Origin of the sequence: Massiliimalia massiliensis, assembly GCF_900155615.1 — a bacterium.
Classification (GTDB): Bacteria; Bacillota; Clostridia; order Oscillospirales; family Ruminococcaceae; genus Massiliimalia; species Massiliimalia massiliensis.
This window is the reverse complement of record NZ_FUHT01000002.1, coordinates 233,883-257,753: the sequence shown is the minus strand read 5'-3', so window position 1 is coordinate 257,753 and position 23,871 is coordinate 233,883. Positions and strand designations below refer to the sequence as shown.

The following is a 23,871-nucleotide window of genomic DNA, read 5'->3' as shown; positions in this document are numbered from 1 at the left end:
TCTCTTAAGAGAAGCAGGCGCTTTTGATATTGTGAAATTACTGCCGGTTCTGGAGTAGAACCTACAGCATTATTGCTTGCGGAGCATCCTGCCAAGCTGGATCAGGATAGTGGGGACAACGGAGCATACCAGAATCACCAGCAGATTGCTCCCGCTGAGCGGAGTGATGTCAAACCAGCTATATAACGGCGGACAAAGCAGGACAAGGGCAAGCAGAGCGGCTCCAAGGAAGAACGCCCCGATGCTGTAGGGGTTGGAAAGTAACCCCAGCTTTGCCAGGGAATGTTTTCCGCGAGCGTTAAATCCATGCCAAAGCCTGGTCAGGCAAAGGGTGGCAAAGGCCATTGTACTTGCAGTCGCCGCGTTGACAGATAGTCCGACATAAAAGGCAATCAGCGTTGCAATCGTAAATAGCAGCCCTTGTACGCTGATCTGCAGCAGGAATTTTTTGTTCAGGATGGACTCCTTGCTGTCCCGGGGAGGTTCTGCCAGCAGATCCTTGGCAGGCGGTTCCATACTCACTGCAATGGCCGGCAGGCTGTCGGTAAGGAGGTTAATGAAGAGCAGGTGTACAGCCGCGAAAGGCACTGGCAGGGCGAAAATCGAACAGAACAGGACAGTCAGAATTCCAGCCGCGTTCCCGGAAAGAAGGAAACCAATGGCGTTTTTGATATTCGCGTAGATATTCCGTCCGTTGCCAACCGCCTTGATGATGGTGGCAAAGTTATCGTCTGTCAGGATCATAGAGGCCGCATCCTTGGAAACCTCTGTTCCGGTGATGCCCATTGCAATCCCAATATCTGCCTGCTTCAGCGCCGGGGCGTCGTTTACGCCGTCTCCGGTCATAGCAACAATTTTTCCAAGCTTCTGCCAGAGCTTGACAATTCTGATTTTATGCTCCGGGGAAACCCGGGCGTAGACAGAGATGTCGGGAAGCTTTTTCTGGAGGGTGTCGTCATCCATCTGATCGAGCTCAGGCCCGCTGACAGCAAGGCCTCCCTCTTTCAGAATGCCGATTTTCCTGGCGATGGCAGAGGCGGTTGCAACATGGTCTCCGGTAATCATCACTGGTTTCATTCCGGCGGAGTAGCAGTCGGCGACTGCCTGAGCGGATTCTTCCCGCGGCGGGTCGACCATGGCAATCAGGCCAAGGAAGATATATCCGGTTTCCATTTCATTGGAAACCTCCGTAGAATCCAACTTTTTCTGTGCAAAGGAAAGAACGCGCAATCCGTCTTCTGAAAAACGGCGGTTCTGCTCCAGGATACACGTCTGATCGGCAGCGGTAATCCGGCGTTCTGTCCCGTTTTCTGTGACCCATTCGATCCGATCCAGCAGAACATCCGGCGCGCCTTTAGTGACCATAGTCAACTGCCCGTTCATGGAATGGACGGTGCTCATCAGCTTCCGGTCGGAATCAAACGGAAGCTCGGACAGCCGGGGAAAAGAGGAAAGGACAGCCGGATAATCCGGACGCTGTTTCCGGTAATGGTCGATCAGAGCCGTCTCCGTCGGGTCACCGATTGTGGCGTCGTCCGATACGGAGCCGTCGTTGCAGAGAATACAGGCGAGAAGCAGGCCCTCTTCCTGTGATGGATCGAGGACAAAATGATCTGTAACAGTCATTCGGTTCTGGGTTAGGGTGCCTGTTTTATCCGAGCAGATGACTGAAACGCAGCCAAGTCCTTCTACGGCCTGCAGCTTTTTCATGATCGCATGTTCCTTAGCCATTTTGGAAGTCCCGATAGCGAGCGAAATCGTGACAATGGAGGAGAGCGCCTCCGGGATGGCGGCAACTGCGAGAGCGACTGCAAACATCAGGGAATCCAGGATTGGCATCTGCCGGAAAAGGCTTAGGGCAAATACCAGCGCGCAAATAATGAAGATTAGGATAGATAGCTTTTTGCTGAATTCGTTTAAGCTGACCTGAAGCGGGGTTTTCCGTTCCTGCGTCGCATTCATCAGCTTGGCGATCTTCCCGATTTCCGTATCCATCCCTGTAGCAGTAACCAGCATCAGCGCTCGCCCATAGGTGACGAGCGAGCTTGAAAAGGCCATGTTAACCTGGTCGCCCAGAGCTACCTGGCCGGATTCAATTGAATCGGTGGTTTTTTCCACGCTTTCTGCTTCTCCGGTCAGTGCGCTTTCCTGTACCTGCAGGGAGTGACATTCAACAATTCGTCCATCGGCAGGAACCAGGTCGCCCGCTTCCAGTACAACCAGATCACCGGGAACAATTTTTTCTGCGGGGATTTCGGTTTTTTGTCCGTTTCGAATTACCTTGGCATGAGGGGATGAAAGTGTTTTTAGACTTTGCAGAGATTTTTCCGCTTTAAAATGCTGTACGGTTCCCAGCACTGCATTCAGAAGAATGACAAATAAAATGACGATTGTGCTCTCCAGGTTACCGGTGAGCATGGAAATGATACTGGCGGCAATCAGGATGACAACCAAAAGGTCGGCGAATTGCTCTAAAAATACCCGGATTACGCCTTTGCGTTTTGCTTCAAGAAGCTGATTTTCTCCATATTTCTCCAGCCTGCTTTGCGCCTGCTGCTCGGATAGTCCGCGAAATCCGCTCTCTAAGGCTGAGAAAAGGGTTTCTGCTGATTCCTGAAAAGGTGGTTTCATTTTGTCCGCACTCCTTTATTTTCCTGTTAGGATTATACCCAAACGCTTGGTTTGGCATACGATAAAAGGGAAAATAAAAAAAGACTTTTACGAGAATCTTGTTTCTCGTAAAAGTCTTGCCGTTTCAAGTAAAGGCGGATGAGAACTCTCATCGAAATGACGCCGGATACTACGGGATATTCCCGCCAGCTACTCCCTTTTGTATCTATAAGGATATCTGATTAACCAAGAATTGTCAAGAAAAATGGATGAATGAAATGTAAACTTTTTGATTTTGTCTAAGAAAGAGGATAATCGTCCATACTTTGGGCAAAGCTAAGAATTTTTAAATTGAGGTGAATTATTTATGATTCAGCAAAATATCCGCCTGCGGTCTTTCCGGGAAATTGAGCATTTTGTACAGGCAGTAGACTCTGTTCCATATATGGTGGAAATCTCCCAGGAGGGCAGACAGGATTTCACCATGCGTGCCTCCTCCGTCATTGGAATCTGCAGCTTAGACTTGAGCCATCCGCTCCTTCTTCAAGCGGATACGGATGACCATGATTCAGTCTACAGTGCCTTCCGTGACTACATTGTCTGATGGTGCGGGCTTTGAAGCCTCTGTCTTGTCATATAGCGGATGGATTTTCGTTCTGTAAATCCTGCGGAAAAACAGCGAGCTGCACAGCAGGGATACCAGTTCGGCAATCAGGAAAGCAAACCAAACGGCGTCAAGCCCGAAGCAGACTGCCAGCAGGTAGGCCGACGGGAGCAGTGCGCCGAGCTGCCGGCACAAGGAAATAATCAAGCTGAATATCCCATTGCCTAATGCCTGGAAGACAGAACCAACAATGATACAGAAAGCAGCGACCGGGAAATGGATCGCAATGATCCGAAGCGCCGGCACGCCAATCTGGAGCATGTAGTCTGAGGCGTTGAAGATGCTCAGAAGCTGGGCAGGGAAGCACTCAAAAAGGAGCACGCCAATGCACATTAAAACAAAGGCATAGATAATGCTCAGACGGATTGTACCCGTCATCCGTTTCGGATTTTTTGCGCCGTAATTATAAGCGACAATAGGAACCATTCCGTTATTCAGTCCAAACACCGGCATAAAGATAAAGCTCTGGAGCTTAAAATACACGCCGAACACACTGACAGCAGTCGAGGAGAACATCAACAGGATTTTGTTCATTCCATATGTCATTACAGAGCCGACCGACATCATGATGATGGAAGGAAGACCGACGCTGTAGATTGTCCCAATAGTTTTGAGGTCTGGTTTAAAGCCTCGGAAGGACAGCGAGATTTCGTGATTGCAGAAATGGTTGAACAGGAGGCCGAGTGCTGCCGCAACGATCTGTCCGGCAACGGTTGCAATTGCGGCGCCCTTTACCCCGAGCTCCGGGAAGCCAAACAGGCCAAAGATTAAAATCGGGTCGAATATGATGTTGATGATCGCCCCAATCCCTTGGGTAATCATCACAAAGATTGTTTTTCCGGTAGACAGCAGCAGCCGTTCCAGCATTACCTGTAAAAATACACCAATTGAAGCAACGGTGCAGATCAGCAGGTAGTCCGTACCATACCGCACGATTTCAGGATCATTTGTCTGCGTATGGAAGAAAAATTCAGAAAAGAAAAATCCCAATACCGCAAAAACAATGTATCCCAATACCGCGAGAAAAAGGCCGTTGGTAGCAGAAAGGTTTACCTTCTGATAATTTTTCTCTCCCAGGCTTCTGGAGAGCAGCGCGTTTACCCCGACGCTGGTACCGCTGGCAACTGCAATCATCAGGTTCTGAACCGGAAAGGCCAGGGAAACTGCAGTGAGCGCGTTTTCGCTGATCTGTGCAACAAAGGCGCTGTCCACAATATTGTAAAGTGCCTGGATGAGCATGGAAACCATCATGGGGAGCGACATTGTGATCAATAGACGCCTAATCGGCATGACTCCCATTTTATTTTCCTGGATGGGAGCGGTTTGTGTGTTTTCTGACATAATATTATCTTTCTCCTTTCGCTGTAGCCATTTTCTTGAGCAGAAAATAGAGGGTATCCTGCTCCTCTGGAGTTAATCCTTCTATGAGCTTTTGCTCTCCGTCTACAATGATTTGATTGAAGGTATTATGTGTTTTTTCTCCCTTCTCTGTCAGCAGCATCTTTTTAGTTCGTCCATCCCGGTCGCCGGTAATACGCCGGATGAAGCCGCCCCGTTCCAGGCCATGGAGCACGCTGGTGACAGAGGATCCCTTTAGGTGGAGCTCCTCCTCCAGATGCTTTTGGCAGAAAAAATCGTCTTCCTGATGGAAGGCGATATAGGATAACACCCTGGCTTGTTGGCCGGTGATGCCATATGGCCTGAGCTGCTCGTCATTAAAGCATTTCAGCTTATGGGAGAGATGGTGGAGATAAAAACCGTACAGTTTCACGCCAAGAAGCCGTTCGAGTTTACATTCCATAATTACAGCTGCGCCTTACTGTGCGGAGCAAGGCATCCTTTCCATTCTAACTGCCTGTTTGCTTGAAATATTACGATTTCTGCAAATTAATTAGAATTCTAATTAAAATTATAAAATGGATTACAAAAATTGTCAAGCAGCTTTTACAGATAAAAAGACGCTGGACTGACAGAACCGGTCCAGCGTCTTATAAAAATTTCTTTCTGCTTCTTAATTTTAGAGATTAACCGAAATATCTCTTCAGCAGGCCAACAAAGCCACATCCGTGTCTTGCTTCGTCCTTTGCCATTTCGTGGACGGTATCGTGGATTGCATCCAATCCATCTTCTTTTGCACGTTTTGCCAAAGCCATTTTACCTTCACATGCGCCATGCTCAGCAGCAGCGCGGAGTTCGAGGTTTTTCTTGGTGCTGTCGGTCAAAACATCACCGAGCAATTCCGCAAATTTTGCAGCATGCTCTGCCTCTTCAAAAGCATATCTCTTAAATGCTTCCGCGACCTCCGGATAACCTTCTCTGTCAGCGACTCTGCTCATAGCAAGATACATGCCGACTTCGGTGCATTCACCGGTAAAGTTCTGGTTTAAGCCTTCGATAATATCGTCAGCGACACCCTTTGCGATTCCAACAACGTGTTCTGTCGCATAAGAGACTTCGCCTTCTTTTCGTTCTACAAATTTACTTGCCGGAGCCTTGCACTGTGGACAGAATTCCGGAGCTGCAGCTCCTTCAAAAACGTAACCGCAAACCTGACATACAAATTTTTTCATCTCTTTTATCCTCCTGTTTCTGTACTTTTTTAATTGGGAAAAATTTCTTTTGACTACGCTTTTAATTATACCATAACAGTATAATTATTGCAATAGTTTTTTTGAAAAAAATTCTATCTTTATTATAACGCAGCAAAGGTAAATAAATCGTGACCAAATCACAAAAAAAATAAAAATATTTTTAAACAGACTAACTTTCTATGATATAATAAATAAAGAAAATAAAATTTAGAAAGGGAGCGGTACAAAAGATGAGAATGATCGATATTATTGAAACAAAAAAGAGAAAAGAGACGCTTTCAAAGGAGCAGATCGATTTTGCAGTAAATGGATACACCGGAGGGGAAATCCCCGACTATCAGATGTCAGCGTTGTTAATGGCGGTTTATCTCAATGGGATGAACCCGAGAGAAACCAGAGACCTGACCCTTTCTATGGCCGCCTCAGGAGATCAGATGGATCTTTCCGGAATCAAGGGAGTTAAAGTGGATAAGCATTCAACCGGCGGTGTAGGAGACAAGACCTCTATGGTAATCGGGCCGATTGTCGCGGCCTGCGGCGTCCCGGTGGCAAAGATGTCCGGACGCGGGTTAGGGCACACCGGCGGTACAATCGACAAGCTGGAATCCATTCCGGGCTTTGAAACGATGCTTGCCCCGGAGCAGTTTATTTCCCAGACGAACAAAATCGGCATGTGTCTGGTGGGTCAAACGGGAAACCTGACGCCGGCTGATAAAAAAATCTATGCGCTTCGGGATGTTACGGCGACAGTTGACAATCTTTCCCTGATCGCTTCCAGTATTATGAGCAAAAAGATTGCTGCGGGGGCGGATGCAATTCTTCTGGATGTAAAAACCGGCAGCGGCGCCTTTATGAAGACAAAGGAGGAGGCAGCGGCGCTGGCGAAAGAAATGATCACCATCGGGAAAAATGCCGGAAGGAAAACGGCGGCTTTGATTACCAATATGGATGTCCCGCTTGGAAATGCGATCGGCAACGCGCTGGAAGTGATCGAGGCGACCCAAACCCTCAGGGGAGAAGGGCCGCATGACCTGGAGACACTCTGCCTGGAGCTGGCGGCAGCGATGCTCGAGCTTGCTGGGAAGGGGACAGAGACGGATTGCAGGGCCATGGCACAGGAGGCGCTGACGTCCGGGCGTGCCCTGGAAAAGTGGAAAGAAGTAGTAAAAGCACAGGGAGGGGACTCCGCTTATATAGAAGATCTGTCCCTTTTCCCGAAGGCGGAGATTATCCGCCCATACCGCGCTGCAAGGAGCGGCTATCTGGATAGATTTGATACCGAGGCCTGTGGGATCGCAGCCTGTATGCTGGGCGCGGGACGTGAAACCAAGGAAGATACTATTGACTTCCGGGCTGGGATCGTACTGCTTAAAAAGCTAGGGGACTATGTGGAAGAAGGGGAACCCATCGCCATGTTCCACACCTCTTCTGAGCAGCAGTTTCTGGAGGCTTCACGAAAAATGGAAACAGCCGTAACTATTTCAGGTCAGGTTCCGCAGCCGAAACCGCTGATTTATGCGAAGCTGACAGAAGCCGGCCTATAACCGTATTGATTTGACAGCCTTTTTTCCGAAGAATATAATAGGTACAGAGGACAAGGGAAGAAGGGAAGGCAAAATGGGGCCTTTTTTACGGCAGAGATGGGATACGGGGATCGTCTATGCTAAGACTTTTTTAAAATGGACGGTTTGCTCGGTGATTACCGGGCTGGTGTGCGGGGCGATTGGCACCGCCTTCCAGCTTTGCGTACAATACGCAACTGATCTGCGGCTGGAATACAGTTGGCTGCTGTACCTTTTGCCGGTCGCGGGACTGGCGATTACTGGGATTTACCAGCTTGCCGGAATGCTGGATGACGGCGGAACCAATACGGTAATCCAGTCCATCCGTTCGGCGGAGAAGGTTCCGCTCAGAATGGCGCCGTTGATCTTTGCCAGCACAGTACTGTCCCATCTTTGCGGCGCTTCAGTCGGACGGGAAGGCGCGGCGCTGCAGATCGGAGGCAGCATTGGCCATTTCCTGGGACGTTTTCTCAGGCTGGATGAAAAGGATCTCCATATTATTACGATGTGCGGGATGAGCGCCGTATTCTCCGCGCTGTTTGGAACCCCGGTAACGGCGGCGATTTTCAGTATGGAGGTCGTCAGTGTTGGAGTGATGTATTATGTAGCATTCCTGCCATGTATCGTATCCTCTGTGATTGCGCATCTTCTGACCCGATATTTTGGCACGGTTCCCACCGATCTTCCGCAGGTGGAAATAGGAGAACTCAGCGCACTGTCGATTCTGCAGGTCTGTGCCCTGGCGGCAGGCTGCGCAGTTGTCAGTATTCTGTTCTGCATTGCGCTCCATCAGGCAAACCGGATGTGCAAGCAATGGCTCGGAAATCCCTACATGCGAATTTTCCTAGGCGGGGCCATAACCATTTTGATGGTCTGGGTGTTTCAGTCCAGGGACTATTGCGGCGCTGGGCTGGATGTTATTGTTTCCGCCCTGCGGGGAGAAGCGCAGCCTCAGATGTTTATCCTGAAAATTTTGTTCACTGCGGTTGCTTTGGGCGCCGGCTTTAAAGGCGGGGAGATTGTTCCGACCCTGTTCATCGGCGCAGCGTTCGGCAATATGGCAGGCGGCCTGTTGGGACTTGATCCGGCGATTGGCGCCTGTCTCGGCATGGTGGCGCTGTTCTGCGGCGTGGTTAACTGCCCTGTTGCGTCTTTGTTCCTGGGAATAGAATTGTTTGGAACGACCGGATTGCTGTGGTTTGCAATAGCCAGTGCAGTGAGCTATCTTCTATCCGGCTACTATAGCCTTTATTCCAGCCAGAAAATTGTCTATTCCAAGCTGCATCCAAATTATATCGACCGGAATGCAAAATAAAAGCAGGGGCTTCTTTCCAACAGAAGCCCCTGCTTTTATTCCGGATACCGCCCGCTAAAATCGAGGCTGGTATCAAACTCAAACAGACCGGTTTTGTCGATCTGTTCTATAATGGGAAGCACCTCCTGCTTCGCCTGCTCAAACAGATCGATTACAGACAGATTGGAAGATTGGGCAGGCGGTGCCGGATTCTGCCAGGCCGTTCGCTGCCAGTTTAAAACATCACGGCAGACCTTTTTTGCCTTCATGTGGTTGATGCTTCCCCGGATCGGACGGATCAACGAACCGGCGATGGCAGCCGTAGTATAAAGGATGCCGGAAGGATCATAGAGAAGAGAGCTGATCCGGAGCATGTCAGAGACAGCACGGTTAATCTCGAGAGCAGACACGTCTGCCCGGTAGACCTCTTTTAACAGGCCGGAGAAGAACCGGGAGATGATCCACTGCTCTGCCTGTGTCAGACCCATATGCTCCCGGACAGAAAAGGAAGTAATCGGCTGCTTGCGATAATATTGATAGAGTGCGGTATCAATCTCTGATTCAATCTTAACATGCAGCTCATTCGGGGTAGAGCTTGGCATAACCGCGCTCAGACGTTTTTCCTCTGCATATACATAGGGATGCACAGTACGATCCAGGAAATAGTGACAGACATATCCCAGGCAATAGGCGGCGAGTACTTCCTGCTCCATTCCTTTTTTGATAGGAAGCACCTGCGACATATAAAGGAAAGTTTCCCTGATTTTGGTACGGTGAAGCCGGTCGCCAAAAGCAGCCAGGGAATCCCTTCCCGCTTTCCGGAACAGAAACAGATCCGGTCCCTGCGCGCCGAAAACAAATATTTTTGAACGGGCTTCAAGCTTTGCCTTTAACGCTGGCTTGGTCAGGCTAAGTACCTGTTCTGCAAAAACGGCGTGGGTGGTTAAATCAGGCATAAAATCTCCTCGTTTCTTTTTATTCTAGGTTCATTATAACAAAAGAGGGGAATCTTTTCCAGTCAATTCCACAATTTTACACTCCTTTAAAGCAATATATCTTGCAAAACTTACAGAGAACGGGGATAATAAAAGAAAAAGGACAGAAAAGGGTACGGATTATGAAACTGAAAATGACAAAAGAAGAACTGAGCTGGAGTCTGTACGACTGTGCGAATTCTGCCTATATTATGATGCTGACCGCAATGGTACCGCCTTATATTGCTACCATTGGTCAGGAGTTTGCCGGTCTTTCTTCCGCGCAGACAACTGCAAACTGGTCGTTTGTCCAGTCAGGCGCAACGCTTGTAATCGCCTTGCTGGCGCCGTTGCTTGGCGTCTTGGCGGACCGCAAGGGAAAGAAAAAGCTCTTTTTCACCAGCTTTTTTGTGCTGGCGCTTGCCATGTTTTTTGCCATGGCTGTGATTGATAATTATTATGTCCTGCTGGCGGTCAACTTATTGACTGGAATCGGTTATGCCGGCGCCAATATTTTTTATGATGCGTTCCTGGTGGATGTTACCTCAGACGAGCGGATGGACTTTATTTCCTCATTCGGATATGCGGTCGGTTACATCGGAAGCTGTTTTCCCTTTATCGCGAGCATATTGCTTTATATGTTCACACCGTTCGGCTTGGACGCTATGGGCGCGGTCAAGATTGGGATTTTGATTAACGCGGTCTGGTGGCTGGTGTTCACAATCCCGATGATGCGCCGGGTACATCAGAAATACTACAGCGATGCGCTTTGCGGAAATGTATTTACCGCTGCGGTAAAACAGGTAGCGCATACCTGCCGGCTGATTGCAAAGAATAGGAATATCGGGCTGTTCCTGCTCGCCTATTTTTTCTATATTGATGGGGTTGATACCATCATCAAGCTCTCCACTACCTACGGACAGGCGGTGGGACTGGACACTACCGGGATGATTGTAGCACTTTTGGTGACGCAGATTGTTGCGTTTCCGGCGGTGCTGGTTTTTGCAAAGGTATCCCAGCGTTTTTCGACCAAACGCGTATTGCTGAGCTGTATTGTCGTATATGTGGGAATCTGTATTTTCGGGTATTTCCTCACGCATCAGTGGCAGTTTTGGATTATGGCTGTTGTGGTCGGAATCGTACAGGGGACAATCCAGGCCCTGTCCCGCTCCTATTTTGGAAAGCTGGTTCCTAAAGAAAACAATAACGAATATTTTGGCTTCTACAATATTTTTGGAAAATACGCGACTGTGATTGGGCCGGTTTTGATGGGCCTCGCGACTCTGATAACCGGAAATGCACGATATGGTGTGTTGAGTATTGCGGTATTGTTTGTACTGGGATTTGTGGTGTTGCTGTTTGTCCCGAATGCAGAGCGGGCCAAAACAGAATAACCGGTTTGGCAATAAGAATAGAATCAGGCAGCAGGAAAGATGATTTCTGCTGCCTGATTTTTTTTAAAAAGCACTTGACAAATAAGCAGGAGACATATATAATAAAATCAAACATATGAATAATTGCTCATATGAGGAGGAATTGAAGTGGAAAAGAAAGAGCCTATAGAACAGTGTGAGTGCATGCAGGTTCATCAGGACGTTGTGAACCGGGTGTCCAATGAGATGCCGGACGATGAAATCCTGTATGACGTTGCTGAATTATTTAAGGTTTTTGGCGACAGCACCAGGGTGAAAATCCTATATGCACTTTTTGAAAGCGAGATGTGCGTCTGCGACATTGCAGACCTGCTGGGGATGACCCAATCTGCAATCTCACATCAACTGAGAGTGCTCAAGCAGAGCCGGCTGGTGAAATACCGCCGGGATGGAAAAACCGTTTTTTATTCGCTGGCAGACGGGCATATTAAAACCATCTTTGACCAGGCGCTGGAGCATGTATTAGAGTAGTATGCTTTTGTAAATTGAGAGGGGAGAGAAGAGATATGTCAAAGCATTGCCGCGATGGATGCTGTGCTTCCTGCGAAGCCGGCCACGAGCATGCCCACCATGATCATAGCGGAAACGGACATTCACATGAACACGATGGATGTGGCTGCGGATGCAGCCACGGCCATGACCATTCAGCAGGAGAGATGAAAACCACCTTGATCCGTGCAGGAATCATCCTCCTTCTTGGAGCCGGCGGGATGCTTTTGCCCGTTCCGGAGCTTGTTTCGTTTTTCCTTTATCTGGCGGCCTTGTTGGTAATCGGATACGATATAGTAATCGATGCTGTGAAAAATCTGTTCCAGGGCCATATGCTGGATGAAAACTTTTTGATGTCCCTAGCTGCGATTGGAGCATTCTGTGTGGGGGAATATCTGGAGGGAGTAGCGGTTATGCTACTGTTCCAGGTCGGAGAAATGTTCCAGAGCTATGCCATTGGAAAATCGAGAAAATCAATCAGCAGCCTGATGGAAATCCGGCCTGACTTTGCCCGGGTAAAACGGCAGGGAGTCTTGCAGACTGTGCCGCCGGAGGAAGTAGCGCTTCAGGAAACCATCGTAGTACAGCCGGGAGAACGAATTCCGCTGGACGGTGTTGTAAGAGAAGGCAGCTCGATGGCCGACCTTTCGGCATTGACAGGGGAATCGGTACCGCAAAGGCTAAGGCCGGGTGAAAATGCGATGAGCGGGAGCATTAATCTTGACGGTGTCCTGGAGATTGAAGTATCCAAGGAATATGGGGATTCCACAGTGGCCAGGATTTTGAACCTGGTTGAAAACGCTTCTCAGAAAAAGGCCAGGTCGGAGCAGTTCATCACCCGCTTCGCGAGGGTATATACACCGATTGTTGTCGCGCTGGCGGTGCTGCTGGCTGTTGTTCCTTCCCTGATTACCGGGGTATGGTCAGTCTGGGTTTACCGTGCGCTGTCCTTCCTGGTTATCTCCTGTCCCTGTGCCCTGGTAATTTCCGTTCCGCTGAGCTTTTTCGGTGGGATCGGCGGAGCTTCCCGCCGCGGCATTTTAGTTAAGGGAAGCAATAATCTGGAGGCCTTGTCACGGGTAGAGACCGTAGCCTTGGATAAGACAGGTACGCTGACACACGGCGTGTTTCGTGTCAACCACATCAAACCGGAAACAGTGAGCGAGGAAGAACTGCTGCGGGTTTGCGCGGCGGCAGAGCAGTTTTCGAACCATCCTATTTCAAGATCGGTTTTGGAAGCGTACCGGCATCAGCCGGAAAAGATTGACAGTGCTGATTATGAAGAAATAGCCGGGCGAGGAATCCGGACACAACTCGATGGAAAAACGGTTTTGGTTGGAAATGCCAAGCTGATGAAGGAAAATGGCGTCGTTTACCGGGAAGCAAAAGAAATGGGCACTGTTGTTTATGTGGCGAGGGAACAGAAGTTTTTAGGCTATCTGGTCATTTCAGACGAGCTGAAGGCAGATGCGGCACTGGCGGTTTCAAGGCTGAGGGCGGCTGGTGCAGAACGAATTATTATGCTAACCGGGGATGCAGATGCCCCGGGGCAGGCTGTCGCCCGGAAGCTAGGTCTGGATGAAGCCTACACCCAGCTTCTGCCGGACGATAAGCTGAACCGGATTGAACAGTTACAGAAAGAAAAAAATCCCTGCAAAACAGTTCTGTTCGCGGGAGATGGAATTAACGACGCACCGGTTCTCATGGCGGCGGATGTTGGTGCCGCCATGGGCGGGCTGGGGAGCGACGCTGCAATCGAAGCAGCCGACGTTGTGATCATGACTGACGAGCCTTCCAAGCTGGCGGAAGCGGTTATGATTTCGCGCCGTACCCTGCGGATTGTCAAACAGAACATTGCCTTTGCGCTGGGCGTTAAGGCGCTGGTGCTGATCCTGGCGGCATTTGGCGTTTCTACCATGTGGGAAGCGGTATTTGCGGATGTTGGCGTCTGCCTGTTGGCGGTTTTAAATGCGACAAGGGCACTGCGCGCGCCAAAACAATCAGACGACGTAAAACAGGATGCAAAAATAGTGGAAGACTGCGCCGGCTAAAACAAATAAGTGCCAGACGGAATGCATATACCGGATCTCTTTTTTGCGGTAGAAGAACAAACCTCCGGTGTATGCGATTCCACCGAGCACCAGCAATGCGACGCCCATTGACTCCATTCTCTGGGTCAGCGGCACAATCGCCGCGATGACACACCAGCCGCTTGCGATGTAACAAACCATCGAAAGCACCTTAAAGCGTTCCACACTGACCGCATTCAAGATAATTCCAACTATGGCGGAGCCCCAGACTACCCCAAAGATGGTCCAGCCAATCCAGCCGCGCAGAGATACCAGCGTGAGCGGCGTATAGGTGGCGGCAATCAGGATGAAGATTGAGGTATGGTCAAACACCCGAAAGACAAATTTCGCCTTTTCATTGGTCAGCGAATGGTAAAGGGTAGACATGGTAAACATGATAATCAGCCCCGCGCTGAAAATCGCTGCGCTGACAATCTTGAACGGGTCTCCTGTCAGGGCGGCGAATACGATAATCACAGCACAGCCCGCAATTGACAACAGGGAACCGAGGCCATGGGTGACAGAATTGGCAATTTCTTCTCCTACTGTATAAAATGGAAGGAAGCGTTTTTTGTTTGGCTGCGGCATGGAGAAAACCTCTTTTCCTGTTTCATTTCTCTTATTATAGCATCCAAAAACAGATGAAATATGAACAGTCCTATGATTCCTGATGAATGGAAAAATATAACCGGAGGAAGGACGCCTTGTTAGAACACGCAAAAGGCTGGGCTGAATTTTCCCGGATTCGAACAGGATATACAAAATCGTGAATAGTGAAAAGCGGAAACTTGCAAAGTTTCCGCTTTTTCTGTATAATATGTAACAAGATTAGTATGGTATATATGTAGCTCTGCCTAAATTTTGGCGGACATTGATAGAGAAGAACAGCTCGGTGAATCAACCGGACGCGGTTCGATTTCTGAAGAAAGAAAGTGGTGCAGATGAAACGGTTTGAGATTGAGAATACAGTAATTGTGCCGGCGCTTGCAATGCGCGGGCTGGTCATGATGGAAAAGATGTCGCTTCATTTTGATGTTGGCAGAAAAAAATCTATTTTGGCATTGCAGCAAGCAATGGCAAATGATAAAAAAATTTTTCTGGTCGCGCAGAAGGACGTCATGACAGAGGATCCGAAACCGGAAGACCTGTATAAAGTCGGTGTAGTTGCAGTGATCAAACAGATGCTGAAAGGCCAGGAGGGCGTTGTCCACGTGATGGTGGAGGGGCTCTGCCGCGCCAAAATAGTGGAGTATCTGGAACAGAATCCGTCGTTGGTGGTTGAGCTGCAGGAATGTACGGTAAGTAAACGCCGTGCAGTCACCGTTGAAGAGATGGAAGCACTCATGCGGGTGGTAAAATCACTGTTTGAAAGCTACAGCCTGCTTGTGCCGAAAATGTCCAAGGATATTATTCTGGAGGCGCTTTCCCAAGATACGCCGGAGGGCCTGTTTGAGGCAATTGCTTATAATATTATGATCCCGTTTGAAGACAGGCAGGAGCTGCTGGAAGCAAACAGCTATTATAAGCGGCTGAAGCTGTTGACGGAAATTCTTCAGCGCGAGAGTGAAGTCCTTTCTCTGGAGCGGGATATCTATGAGCAGGTTAAGGAGCAGATGGACAAGAACCAGCGGGACTATTTCCTGCGGGAACAGATGCGGGTGATCGCCGGCGAGCTGGGTGAGGGAGAGGATGTCAAGGAAGACGCCGCCGACCTGTTTGACCAGGTTGCGGCGATCCAGCATATTTCCGAGGATGACCGCGAAAAACTGTATAAAGAGGCGGAAAGGCTTTCCAAATGCCCGCCGCAGTCGCAGGAGGCGAACGTGATCCGAACCTATCTTGAGACCTGTCTGGAGCTGCCGTGGGATACAGTAACAGTCGATACCCTCGATTTAAAGAAGGCGGAGCGGGTCTTAAACCGGGATCACTATGGCCTGGAAAAGGTGAAGGAGCGGATTCTGGAAATCCTTGCCGTACGCAAGCTTGCACCGGATATCAAAGGACAGATTATTTGCCTGGCCGGACCTCCGGGCGTGGGGAAAACGTCGATTGGGAAAAGCATTGCCGAGACGATGGGGCGCAGATATGTGCGGCTCTCCCTGGGCGGCGTGCGGGATGAGTCTGATATCCGCGGGCACCGGAAAACCTATGTCGGCGCAATGCCTGGACGGGTGATCAACGCCCTGCGGCAGGCAAAGGTGCGCAACCCTTTGATTCTGCTGGACGAGATTGATAAAATGGGCGCGGATTTTAAAGGAGACCCATCCGCCGCGATGCTGGAGGTATTGGACAGCGAACAGAACAATGCTTTCCGTGACCATTATATTGAAGTGCCGTTTGACCTGAGCGAGGTGCTCTTTATCACAACGGCAAACGATCTTTCTACTATCCCGGCGCCGTTATTGGACCGGATGGAGGTCATTGAATTATCCTCCTATACACGGGAAGAAAAATTTCAGATTGCCAAGAAGTATTTGGCTCCTAAGCAGATCAAAAAACACGGCCTGATCTCTAAAGATATTGTCTTTACACAGGAAGGGGTTTATACCCTGATAGACCGGTATACCCGGGAAGCCGGCGTGAGAAAGCTGGAACGTGCGATTGCTTCGGTTTGCCGGAAAACTGCCAAGAAAAAGCTGATGGATGGATTTAAACGAGTGTCGGTGAACGCACGCTGCCTGGAGGAGATGCTGGGGCCGAAGAAATATGCAGTGGCCAAAGCGGCGCAGGAGGATCGAATCGGTGCTGTAACGGGTCTTGCCTGGACGTCGGTCGGGGGAGAAACACTGGAGATTGAAACTGGTGTCTATGAAGGGTCGGGAAAGATCCAAATTACCGGGAATCTTGGAGATATTATGCAGGAATCTGCGAAGATTGCAGTCAGCTATGTCCGGGGAATTGCAGAGCAATATGGGATTGCATCCGACTTCTATAAGACCAAGGATATCCATATCCACGCGCCGGAGGGGGCCGTGCCAAAGGACGGCCCGTCAGCCGGAGTTACCATGACTACCGCGCTGGTATCCGCCCTGTCGGGTATCCCTGTACGGCACGATGTGGCTATGACGGGAGAAATCTCGCTGCGGGGCCGCGTGATGCAGATCGGCGGCCTGAAGGAAAAAGCAATCGCAGCATTTCGCGCGGGCATCCATACGGTGATTATCCCATATGAGAACAAACCGGATATTGCGGAATTCGACCCGGTGATCCAAAAGGGATTACAGTTTGTACCGGTAAAAACGATTGATGAAGTGCTGAGCGTCGCGCTTCTGCGGCCGGAGCGGCAGGAGGATTTGCCGGCCATGCTGTTGCCGGAGAGCGAACCAGAGCAGGCGGCGCTGATATCCTGCTGAGGAGTATTTTATAAAAGAGGAGGAGGTTTCGGCAATGAATTTTAATCAGGCTCGTTTTGTCACGTCCTACGGGCTGTCCAGCCAGCTGCCGGAGAGCAAGGGCATTGAATTTGCATTTGCTGGACGCTCTAACGTCGGAAAATCCTCGTTGATCAATAAGCTGTTTAACCGGAAAGCGCTTGCGAAGGTTTCGGCGGTTCCGGGAAAGACGGCGACCATCAATTTCTATCAGGTGGAGGATGTTCATTTTGTGGATCTTCCGGGATATGGCTACGCTAAGGTGGCTAAATCGGAAAAGGAGCGCTGGGCGGCGCTGATTGAAAAATATTTTCAGGCTGACCGAAATCTGGGATTGGTATTCCAGCTGATCGATATGCGCCATCCGCCTACAAGACTCGACCTGGATATGACAAATTATCTGATCGAATGCGAACTGCCCTTTGCAGTGATTCTGACTAAGGCGGACAAGCTGAACAAGACGCAGACGTCCGAACGCCTGAAAGCGATCCGGTCGGAACTGCCGTATGGCGACCAGCTTACGATCCTGCCTTGTTCGTCCCAGTCAGGGGCGGGAATCGAACAGATGAGGGAATTGATAGAGGAAATTGTCGGACAGGAGGCTGTCTGACTGAATAAAGGGGAGAGTAGTATGTTTGTGTCAAACAACCTGTCCGTGAATGGAAAGGGTCATTTAACCTTTGCTGACATGGATACAACCGAATTGGCGGGACGGTATGGAACGCCGCTGTATGTAATGGACGAGGAGATGATCCGGGAAAATATGCGGCAGTTCCGCAGTTCGATGGATAACTTTTACCAAGGTGGGGGCCTGGTTTGTTATGCTTCGAAAGCGTTTTCCTGCAAGGAAATCTACCGGATTGCCAAAGCCGAGGGACTCGGCGTGGACGTGGTTTCTATCGGAGAGCTTTATACGGCGATGAGCGTCAATTTCCCGGCAGAGAAAATTTGCTATCATGGAAACAACAAAACAGAAGAGGAACTGTCCCTTGCGCTGGATTATGGCGTAGGCTGGATTGTTGCGGACAGTTTTGGAGAGCTGGAGTTGCTGAACCGGCTTGCAGAGAATAAAGGCAAGCAGGCGAAAATCCTGCTCCGCCTGACTCCAGGAATTGAAGCGCACACCCACAGCTTTATTCAGACCGGGCAGATTGATTCTAAATTTGGTTTTACGATTGAGTTTGGGACGGCGAAGGAAGCGGTTCGGACGGCGCTTTCCCTGCCGAATTTGGTACTGGACGGGGTACACTGCCATATTGGCTCGCAAATTTTTGAAATTGATCCGTTTGTCCGTGCGGCTGAAATCCTGATTGGCTTTATTGCCGATATCAGAGATACGCTTGGCTATGATCTGAAAACCATGAATCTCGGCGGCGGATTTGGAATTAAATATATTCCGGCAGACCATCCTGCGGCCTATCAGAATTATATGCGTGAGGTTTCCGAAGCGGTAAAAGGACTGGCAAAGGAAAAAAAGCTCAGTCTGCCTTATATTATCATTGAGCCGGGACGCTCGATTGTCGGCGCTGCCGGGATTACCCTCTACCAGGTCGGCGGGGTAAAGGAGATTCCGGGTATTCGCAAATATGTCTCAATTGACGGCGGAATGACCGACAACCCGCGTTATGCGCTCTATGAGGCTGACTATGAGTTTATTTTGGCGAACAAGGCTTCTCAGGATAAGAACGATACTGTTACCGTTGCCGGGCGGTGCTGCGAGAGCGGCGACCTGCTTGGGAAGGACGTTCCGCTTCAGCAGGCGGAAATAGGGGATATTCTAGCGGTCTGTGCTACTGGGGCCTATAACTATTCCATGGCCTCCCACTATAACCGGGTGAGAAAACCGGCTGTGGTGATGGTCAAAGACGGTACTTCCCGGATAGTGGTGCGCAGAGAGACACTGGATGACATGATTAGCTGCGATATTTAAATAAAAGGCAAATACTGACGGCAGTCAACGCTTCCGTCAGTATTTTTCTATGAAAAGCACTTGACGGGGCTGATAAAGTGTGATATACTGTGAACAATGCTTTAATGAGTAAAATCATTAAAAGCAAAAAGCATAAAAGCTTTAAATCGATAAAGTGGGGGCTAGCAATGAGCATCTGGGTAATTCTTATCATTTATCTTGCGGTTATGATTGGTATTGGCGTTTACTGCAAGAAAAAAACGAGCAATGTGTCGGATTTCGTTCTTGGCGGAAGAAGTCTCGGGCCGTGGTTTACTGCGTTTGCATATGGAACTTCATATTTTTCCGCAGTCGTGTTTATCGGATATGCAGGCCAGTTTGGATGGGCATACGGGATATCGGCAACCTGGATCGGCATCGGGAACGCCCTGATCGGCAGCCTGCTTGCGTGGCTGGTATTGGGAAAACGAACCCGGATTATGACGAAGCATCTGGAAGCCACCACCATGCCGGAATTTTTTGAACGGCGGTTTGGCTGCAAAAAGCTGAAAATCGTTTCCGCACTCATTGTGTTTATTTTTCTGATCCCATATACGGCGTCCGTGTATAACGGCTTATCGCGCCTTTTTTCGATGGCGTTTGGCTTTGACTATGCCTACTGTATTATCGCGATGGCGGTAATCACTGCCGTTTACGTCATCCTCGGCGGATATATGGCGACCGCAATTAATGATTTTGTGCAGGGGATTATTATGCTGGGCGGCATTGTAGCGGTCATTTACTTTGCGCTGGCGGAAAAAGGCGGCCTTTTCACCGCGATGAAGAGCCTGGCTGAGGTTTCGGATGCCGGTGTGCCGCAGGGAAGCCTGGGTTCCCTGTTTGGGCCAGACCCAATCAATTTGCTTGGAGTTGTGATCCTAACCTCCTTGGGAACTTGGGGGCTTCCGCAGATGGTCCAGAAGTTCTATGCGATTAAGGACAACGCCTCCATTAAACGGGGGACAGTGATTTCTACCCTGTTTGCGGTAGTTGTGTCAGGAGGCAGCTATTTTCTCGGCAGCTTCGGCCGGATTTTTGTCGATAACCTGGAAGTGGGCTCGAACGGAAAGCCGGTCTATGATTCCATTATTCCAACCCTTTTGGATTCCGCCCTTCCGGATATTTTAATCGGGATTGTTGTTGTACTGGTGCTTTCAGCGTCTATGTCAACCCTATCCTCACTGGTTCTGACCTCCAGCGCGACATTGACGATCGACCTGATTAAGCCGCTGCGGAGCAATATGGGCGAGAAGCACATGGTGCGGATCATGCGGATTTTTATTGCCTGCTTCTTAGTCATTTCCGTTGTGATTGCACTTAATCCGAATGCGTATATCACGACCCTGATGTCGATTTCGTGGGGCGCCCTGGCCGGTGCGTTTCTGGCGCCGTTCCTTTATGGGCTGTTTTCGAAAAAAATTACCCGGGCGGCTGTCTGGGCCTCCTTTATCTCGGGTGTCGGCATTACGGTAGTACATATGGTGCTGTTCAGCCTGGGATGGTTCCCGGGATTGGTAGAAGCAGTGCAGGGGCTGGGCTGGAAGCTCAACATCCTTTCTCCGATCAATGCCGGTGCATTCGCGATGTTGTTTGGGCTGGTGCTGGTGCCGGTTGTCAGCGCGTTTACAAAAAAACCGGAACAGGAAATTATTGACCATGCTTTTGCGGGATATCAATCTGAAATATAACGGGCAAAAAGGCGGAATAAAAACCCGCCTTTTTACTATTGAATAAAAGAATGGAATCGTTTATAATTGATAAGGTAAGAAAGTAGGAGAGAATGACAATGTTTTTTCAAAAAGAAATTGAAACCATGGGCAGAAAAGAACTGGACGCGCTTCAGCTCGAGCGTTTGAAATGGACGGTCGACTACTGTTACCGTAATGTCCCGTTCTACCACAGACGCCTGGATGAGGCCGGCGTTTGTGCTGACAAAATAAAGTCTCTCAGCGATATCCAATATATTCCGATGACCACCAAGGCTGACCTGCGGGACAACTACCCGTTTGGGCTGTTTGCCGTCCCTCAAAAGGAACTGGTGAGAATCCATGCCTCCTCAGGGACAACCGGAAAGCCGACTGTGGTAGGCTATACGAAACGGGACCTGGATATGTGGTCGGACTGCATGGCAAGAATTGTGATGGCGGCCGGAGCTACCAGCGAGGATATTGTCCAGATATCCTTTGGCTATGGAATGTTTACCGGAGCGTTGGGGCTTCACTACGGACTGGAAAAGATCGGGGCAACCGTTGTTCCCAATTCAAGCGGAAACACCGAAAAGGCGCTGATGTATATGCGCGACTTTGGAACGACTGCGCTGGTTGCCACACCGTCTTACGCGCTTTATATGGCCGAAATCGCCAAGGAACTGGAATATCCGATGGAGGATTACCATCTGCGGCTCGGGCTGTTCGGCTCAGAAGGCTGTACGCCGGAAATGCGAGCTCAAATCGAAGGAGCATGGAATCTTTTTGCAACGGATAACTATGGGATGAGCGAGCTGATGGGACCGGGGGTGTCAGGAGAATGCCGGGAACGGAGCGGCCTGCACTTCAACGAGGATTACTTCCTGCCGGAAATCATCGATCCGCAGACTGGAGAGGTGCTTGGGCCGGGCGAGACCGGGGAGCTGGTTATTACGCCGCTGACTAAGGAGGGAATCCCGCTTCTGCGGTATCGCACAAGAGACATTACCCGCCTCAATTACGAACCTTGCGCCTGCGGCCGGACTCATGTTCGGATGGACAAGGTGCAGGGCAGAAGCGATGATATGCTGAAGATTCGGGGCGTGAACGTATTCCCGTCGCAGATCGAGAGCGTACTGGTGACAGTCCCGCAGATCAGCCCGCATTACCAGCTTATTGTCCGCCGGGAAGGCTTTGCGGATACACTGGAGGTCAAAGCGGAGATTGAGAATAAAGACCTGATTGACAGCTTTGTCAAAATTCAGGAGTTGCAGGGTAAGATCAAACATAAATTACATACTGTGCTTGGCATTCAATGCAAGGTGACGCTGGTTGGGCCAAAAACCTTAAAGCGGTTTGAAGGAAAGGCACAGCGGGTGGTTGACCTGAGAAGCCAGCCGGAACAGAAATAAGCGGCGCGTCCGTTTAAAACAGAAAGGATCATATTATGGAAAAGAAACTGATGATCGGAAATGAAGCGGCGGCCCGCGGATTATATGAGGGCGGCTGCCGGGTTGCTTCCAGCTATCCCGGAACGCCGAGTACCGAAATTACCGAATTTCTCGCTGCATATGATGATATTTACAGCGAATGGGCGCCGAATGAAAAGGTGGCAATGGAGGTTGCGGTCGGCGCTGCTATTTCTGGGGCGCGTTCCTTCTGCGCTATGAAGCATGTAGGGCTAAACGTTGCGGCCGACCCGCTTTTTACTGCATCTTATACCGGGATCAATGCCGGAATGGTGATTGCTGTTGCGGATGATCCGGGCATGCATTCCTCCCAGAATGAACAGGATTCCCGGCATTATGCCAAGGCGGCCAAGGTAATGATGCTGGAGCCTTCTGATTCCGCAGAATGCCTTTCCTTTGCAAAAGCGGCCTATGAGCTGTCCGAACAGTTTGATACGCCGGTTATCCTGCGTCTGACGACCAGGATCGCGCATTCCCGCAGCCTGGTGGCAACAGGGGAGCGGAACGACATTGGTGTGAAGGAATATGTGAAAGACCCTCAGAAATACGTAATGATGCCGGCAATGGCTAAGGGACGTCATATTGTGGTAGAGGATCGGATTGCCAAGCAGGTAGAATGGGCTGAAACAACCCCGATGAATCGGACGGAATACCATGATACTAAGATTGGAATTATTACTTCCGGAATCTGCTATCAATACGCAAAGGAGGCATTAGGTGAGAAAGCCTCTTACTTAAAGCTGGGCTGCGTATATCCGCTGCCGGTCAAACTGATTCAGGAATTTGCGGCAAAATGCGACCAGGTTTATGTCGTGGAAGAATTAGATCCATTCCTGGAGGAGCACTGCAAACAGATTGGTATTTCTGTGATTGGGAAGGAAGCATTCACCCTCCAGGGCGAATACTTCCAGAGCCTGGTGAAGAAGGTTATATTGGGCGAAGAAACAAAAAGTATTTCCACTGATCTCGATATTCCGGGACGTCCGCCGGTTCTCTGCGCGGGGTGTCCGCACAGGGGACTGTTCTATGCGCTGAAAAAACAGAAGGTGACAGTCAGCGGGGACATCGGATGCTATACACTGGGCGCGCTGCAGCCGCTGGGGATGATTGATACCTGTGTCTGCATGGGTGCTTCCGTTTCCGGACTGCACGGCAGAAACAAAGCTGATGCAGAAAATGCCAAGAAATCAGTAGCTGTGATCGGAGATTCTACCTTTATGCATTCCGGCGTCACAGGCCTGATCAATATTGCTTATAACCAGAGTAATTCGACTGTGATCATCCTGGATAACAGCATTACCGGGATGACTGGGCATCAGGAGAACCCGACCACTGGAAAAACCATCAAAGGCGATCCGACCACAGCCGTTAGTCTGGAAAAATTAGCGCAGGCAGTTGGGATTGACCGGGTTCGGGTAGTCGATCCATATAATCTGAAGGAAACCGAGGAGGCAATCCGGGAAGAACTGGCCGCGGAGGAACCGTCTGTTATTATTTCCCGCAGGCCCTGTGCGCTGCTAAAATATGTGAAACACAACCCGCCTTTGAAGGTGAATGCTGATAAGTGCACCGGATGTAAAATGTGCATGAAGATTGGCTGTCCGGCGATCAGCTTCAAGAACGGTAAATCCACCATTGATTTTACCCAGTGCGTCGGCTGTAACGTCTGTACACAGCTCTGCCGCTTTAACGCAATCGAGGAGGGAAAATAA

18 protein-coding genes are annotated in these 23,871 nt (G+C 49.8%); 12 read left to right on the top strand and 6 right to left on the bottom strand.

Annotation, left to right across the window (positions count from 1 at the left end; translation table 11 throughout):
• Positions 1-69 precede the first annotated feature (69 nt).
• Positions 70-2,631 carry a cation-translocating P-type ATPase gene (locus CZ360_RS01150; protein WP_077532372.1) on the bottom strand — a complete coding sequence of 854 codons (2,562 nt, stop codon included), beginning with the start codon at positions 2,629-2,631 and terminating at the stop codon, positions 70-72.
• Positions 2,632-2,977: 346 nt separating this feature from the next.
• Between CZ360_RS01150 and CZ360_RS01145 the strand changes: the two genes are divergently transcribed.
• On the top strand, positions 2,978-3,214 hold the full coding sequence (locus CZ360_RS01145; RefSeq protein ID WP_077532371.1) for a hypothetical protein: 237 nt from the start codon (positions 2,978-2,980) through the stop codon (positions 3,212-3,214).
• Here the strand turns inward: CZ360_RS01145 and CZ360_RS01140 are convergent.
• The 3 genes from CZ360_RS01140 to CZ360_RS01130 form a co-directional block, all read right to left on the bottom strand.
• Positions 3,179-4,615: an MATE family efflux transporter gene (locus CZ360_RS01140; RefSeq protein WP_077532370.1), complete on the bottom strand. Its 1,437-nt coding sequence runs from the start codon at positions 4,613-4,615 to the stop codon at positions 3,179-3,181. The two genes, CZ360_RS01145 and CZ360_RS01140, sit on opposite strands and share 36 nt — an antisense overlap.
• Before the next feature lie 4 nt (positions 4,616-4,619).
• Positions 4,620-5,075, bottom strand: a complete 456-nt coding sequence (locus tag CZ360_RS01135; protein ID WP_077532369.1) for a MarR family winged helix-turn-helix transcriptional regulator — start codon at positions 5,073-5,075, stop codon at positions 4,620-4,622.
• 223 nt (positions 5,076-5,298) lie between these two features.
• A complete protein-coding gene (locus CZ360_RS01130; protein ID WP_077532368.1) occupies positions 5,299-5,844 on the bottom strand; it encodes an NADH peroxidase in 546 nt (181 codons plus the stop codon).
• A 251-nt stretch (positions 5,845-6,095) separates the two neighbouring features.
• On the opposite strand from CZ360_RS01130, the gene CZ360_RS01125 reads away from it, so the two are divergent.
• Together CZ360_RS01125 and CZ360_RS01120 are read left to right on the top strand one after the other, a co-directional pair.
• Positions 6,096-7,409 (top strand): pyrimidine-nucleoside phosphorylase, encoded by a 1,314-nt coding sequence (locus CZ360_RS01125; protein ID WP_077532367.1) that lies wholly within the window; start codon positions 6,096-6,098, stop codon positions 7,407-7,409.
• Between the two features lie 73 nt (positions 7,410-7,482).
• On the top strand, positions 7,483-8,742 hold the full coding sequence (locus CZ360_RS01120; RefSeq protein ID WP_077532366.1) for a chloride channel protein: 1,260 nt from the start codon (positions 7,483-7,485) through the stop codon (positions 8,740-8,742).
• Positions 8,743-8,777: 35 nt separating this feature from the next.
• On the opposite strand, the gene CZ360_RS01115 is transcribed toward CZ360_RS01120, so the two are convergent.
• A complete protein-coding gene (locus CZ360_RS01115; protein WP_077532365.1) occupies positions 8,778-9,677 on the bottom strand; it encodes a zinc dependent phospholipase C family protein in 900 nt (299 codons plus the stop codon).
• 161 nt (positions 9,678-9,838) lie between these two features.
• Here CZ360_RS01115 and CZ360_RS01110 point away from each other — a divergent pair, with 161 nt between their 5' ends.
• The 3 genes from CZ360_RS01110 to CZ360_RS01100 all read left to right on the top strand — a co-directional run bounded on the left by CZ360_RS01110 (position 9,839) and on the right by CZ360_RS01100 (position 13,668).
• A complete protein-coding gene (locus CZ360_RS01110) occupies positions 9,839-11,089 on the top strand; it encodes an MFS transporter (protein ID WP_077532364.1) in 1,251 nt (416 codons plus the stop codon).
• Between the two features lie 183 nt (positions 11,090-11,272).
• Positions 11,273-11,599 (top strand): ArsR/SmtB family transcription factor, encoded by a 327-nt coding sequence (locus CZ360_RS01105; RefSeq protein ID WP_077532883.1) that lies wholly within the window; start codon positions 11,273-11,275, stop codon positions 11,597-11,599.
• A 35-nt stretch (positions 11,600-11,634) separates the two neighbouring features.
• Positions 11,635-13,668 carry a heavy metal translocating P-type ATPase gene (locus tag CZ360_RS01100; protein ID WP_324612692.1) on the top strand — a complete coding sequence of 678 codons (2,034 nt, stop codon included), beginning with the start codon at positions 11,635-11,637 and terminating at the stop codon, positions 13,666-13,668.
• Here the strand turns inward: CZ360_RS01100 and trhA are convergent.
• The gene (gene trhA, locus CZ360_RS01095) at positions 13,618-14,274 is read right to left on the bottom strand and encodes a PAQR family membrane homeostasis protein TrhA (RefSeq protein ID WP_077532362.1); all 657 of its coding nucleotides are present in this window, start codon (positions 14,272-14,274) and stop codon (positions 13,618-13,620) included. The genes CZ360_RS01100 and trhA overlap by 51 nt on opposite strands.
• A 353-nt stretch (positions 14,275-14,627) precedes the next feature.
• Here trhA and lon point away from each other — a divergent pair, with 353 nt between their 5' ends.
• From lon to iorA, 6 genes are all read left to right on the top strand, one after another.
• A complete protein-coding gene (gene lon, locus CZ360_RS01090) occupies positions 14,628-17,039 on the top strand; it encodes an endopeptidase La (RefSeq protein WP_077532361.1) in 2,412 nt (803 codons plus the stop codon).
• 34 nt (positions 17,040-17,073) lie between these two features.
• The gene (gene yihA, locus CZ360_RS01085) at positions 17,074-17,667 is read left to right on the top strand and encodes a ribosome biogenesis GTP-binding protein YihA/YsxC (RefSeq protein WP_077532360.1); all 594 of its coding nucleotides are present in this window, start codon (positions 17,074-17,076) and stop codon (positions 17,665-17,667) included.
• Between the two features lie 21 nt (positions 17,668-17,688).
• Positions 17,689-18,987 carry a diaminopimelate decarboxylase gene (gene lysA / locus CZ360_RS01080; RefSeq protein WP_077532359.1) on the top strand — a complete coding sequence of 433 codons (1,299 nt, stop codon included), beginning with the start codon at positions 17,689-17,691 and terminating at the stop codon, positions 18,985-18,987.
• Between the two features lie 167 nt (positions 18,988-19,154).
• On the top strand, positions 19,155-20,693 hold the full coding sequence (locus CZ360_RS01075) for a sodium/proline symporter (RefSeq protein ID WP_077532358.1): 1,539 nt from the start codon (positions 19,155-19,157) through the stop codon (positions 20,691-20,693).
• Positions 20,694-20,791: 98 nt separating this feature from the next.
• Positions 20,792-22,102: a phenylacetate--CoA ligase family protein gene (locus tag CZ360_RS01070; protein ID WP_077532357.1), complete on the top strand. Its 1,311-nt coding sequence runs from the start codon at positions 20,792-20,794 to the stop codon at positions 22,100-22,102.
• Between the two features lie 35 nt (positions 22,103-22,137).
• Positions 22,138-23,871: an indolepyruvate ferredoxin oxidoreductase subunit alpha gene (iorA, locus tag CZ360_RS01065; RefSeq protein ID WP_229407953.1), complete on the top strand. Its 1,734-nt coding sequence runs from the start codon at positions 22,138-22,140 to the stop codon at positions 23,869-23,871.